This window comes from Paenibacillus sp. 01L418 (assembly GCF_056400045.1).
In genome coordinates this window covers 1-1,765 of the sequence record NZ_JBFTSN010000707.1, presented here as the reverse complement: position 1 = coordinate 1,765, position 1,765 = coordinate 1, and the positions used below count along the sequence as shown (strand labels likewise).

Below are 1,765 nucleotides of genomic sequence, written 5' to 3'. Positions count from 1 at the left end.
TGACTGAGGAGTCCTGTGACATTTTCAAGGAGTATAAATTCAAGTTTGAGAATAGATGCGAACCTGATGATCTCAAAGAATACTGTCCCTCTAATAGCGTCGTTAAATCCTTCACGCTTTCCAGCAATGGAGAAAGCCTGGCAAGGAAATCCCGCAACCATCATAAGCACTCCACATCCTTTCGTTTGGATCATGTAAGATTTTAAAACTCTCGTGAGTAGGTTGTTTTTTGGGAGATCCGCACGTTAGGCAGATTGTGTAATACTTTTTTAGGATGAGCTTCATGCTGCGTGAATGTTTGGCATGTTTCGCATTTTGTATCACATTCCGCATATCCCTCACATTTCATTCCAGCCTCCATAAGTCCAAGTCCCATTCTAATGCCGGTATCTGATGTTCTCTCGTTAAGAACAAAACGTTGATACGCCCAAAAGGGTTGAACGACCTCGTACGTCCTTCGGTTTACTTCATTCCATCTAAGTCGGTTTGCTTCCAACTCTTCTGTGTACACCACTGCTTATAAACGTATAACTGAAATTCCGCTTAGTCCCGATGGACTTGTGTGATCAATCAAATTGTAGGGTTAGCGGATGTGTTACTCTGGCAAAAGAAAGAGCGATAATAAATAGCCGGTCCACCACACTCTTCTTGCTGTTAGCTTAACATCAGCAGGCAAAAGCAAAAAACCTCCCCGCAGCACTCTGCAGAGAGGTTCCCTCTAATAAAATATCTTCTCATCCCGCTTTTCCTTAAGTATTTCCACCGCTTCACGGAAGCGCAGCGAATGGATAATCTCCCGCTCCCGCAAATACTTCAAGCTATCCTGCAGATCCACGTCATCCGTTAAATCAATCAGCCACTGATACGTCGCCCTAGCCTTCTCTTCCGCCGCTATGTCCTCATATAGATCAGCAATCGGATCGCCTTTCGCTTGAATATAGGTAGCCGTAAACGGTACGCCGCCTGCATTCTCATAAAACAAAGCGCTATCATGAGCCACATAATGAGCACCTAGACCTGCAGCCTTAAGCTGTTCTGGCGTTGCATCTTTTGTCAGCTTGTAAATCATGGTCGCAATCATTTCCAAATGAGCAAATTCCTCAGTTCCTATGTCTGTTAGCAATCCAATGACTTTATCCGGAATCGTGTACCTCTGGTTTAAATACCGAAGCGCTGCTGCAAGCTCACCATCAGCACCGCCATATTGCTCCATTAGAAACTTAGCCATCATTGGATCGCATTTGCTTACGCGAACGGGATATTGCAGTTTTTTCTCATAAACCCACATGTACGGTGCCTCCTCTAGATTTCCTACTAGCCCTATCCACTATTTATACCTGCCAAGGCCATGGTGTATCATTCCATGACCAAGGGTTTGTGGAGAAGCTTTGGCCAAAATGCTTTAAAGGCCCGTACTTCGATTCATACTGCTGTACGATAGGCAATCTTAGCTGTGCGAACTGATTGTATTGATGTATGGCATTGGAATCTGTAGGATGAGTATCCAAATATAAATTCAGCTCCACGAGTACAAAATCTACCGCCTGCAAATCATGCAGCAGCTTGTAATACTCTTCATCAAGTATGATCGCCACCGTCAATCACCTTCTTCCTGTCTGTCGTTTTTCGGATCATATGGGCTATACAACATAGGCCAGAGTGTACCATATCTCAATGCTTCATGAGGTGAAAACTGAGGTAAATTGGGCGGTTGAAAGGTAATAAATAATTGAGGCGGCGTGCTGAAGCTTTTTACTTTTATATA

At 43.9% G+C, this 1,765-nt stretch carries 4 protein-coding genes; all 4 read right to left on the bottom strand.

The genetic code is table 11. From position 1 onward, the window contains the following. Positions 1 to 161: DNA cytosine methyltransferase (locus tag AC1DSE_RS34885; protein ID WP_477529082.1), on the bottom strand; the 161-nt coding region annotated here is incomplete at its 3' end. Between the two features lie 557 nt (positions 162 to 718). Then, positions 719 to 1,288 carry a manganese catalase family protein gene (locus tag AC1DSE_RS34880; protein ID WP_477529080.1) on the bottom strand — a complete coding sequence of 190 codons (570 nt, stop codon included), beginning with the start codon at positions 1,286 to 1,288 and terminating at the stop codon, positions 719 to 721. A 43-nt stretch (positions 1,289 to 1,331) separates the two neighbouring features. Next, positions 1,332 to 1,595, bottom strand: a complete 264-nt coding sequence (locus AC1DSE_RS34875; protein WP_144376813.1) for a spore coat protein CotJB — start codon at positions 1,593 to 1,595, stop codon at positions 1,332 to 1,334. A gap of 2 nt (positions 1,596 to 1,597) precedes the next feature. Beyond that, positions 1,598 to 1,762, bottom strand: a complete 165-nt coding sequence (locus AC1DSE_RS34870) for a spore coat associated protein CotJA (RefSeq protein ID WP_477529081.1) — start codon at positions 1,760 to 1,762, stop codon at positions 1,598 to 1,600. Between the last annotated feature and the right edge of the window lie 3 nt (positions 1,763 to 1,765).

Coding starts and splice junctions, on each gene's coding strand:
- AC1DSE_RS34880 (WP_477529080.1), bottom strand. CDS start 1,288: ATGTGGGTTTATGAGAAAAAACTGCAATATCCCGTTCGCGTAAGCAAA.